Consider the following 441-nt stretch of genomic DNA (forward strand, 5'->3'; position numbering starts at 1 on the left):
GCGACGGGCTGGTCTGGGCCACCGTCCGCAACGGGAGCACCGGCAAGGCGCTGCTGGGCCCCGGCTCGCGGCTGCAGGTCAAGGGGGGGCGGGCCGAGCTGCAGGAGGGCCGCTTCCTGCTGCTGGGGCCGCTGAGCCTGACGGCGCTGGGGCAACCCGTTACGCTGGACGCCGGAGCACAGGTGCGGGCGGACCTGGGCGTGGGCGGCCTCAAGCGGGTCGCGGTGCTGGCGGGCGGGGCGCGGGTCAGGGTGGCGGGCAAGAGCACGCGGCTGGGGGCCGGGCAAGCGGTCGCGCTGGGCAGTGGCCGGATCAGCGTCTTCCGGGAGGAGGAGGCTCCCTGGTACGCTCCCCGGCTGACGGGCACCGGGCGGGCCAGCGTGCAGGCCACGCGCGGGCCGGTCTACGTCACGGCGGCGGGCACCCGCACAGTGGCGCGGG

At 77.8% G+C, this 441-nt stretch carries 1 pseudogene; it reads left to right on the top strand.

Annotated elements, in window-relative coordinates:
- Positions 1-441, top strand: a pseudogene (locus tag QOL99_RS17610) (hypothetical protein); the annotation flags it as partial.

Origin of the sequence: Deinococcus rhizophilus (genome assembly GCF_030271215.1) — a bacterium.
In the GTDB taxonomy this organism is placed as follows: domain Bacteria; phylum Deinococcota; class Deinococci; order Deinococcales; family Deinococcaceae; genus Deinococcus; species Deinococcus rhizophilus.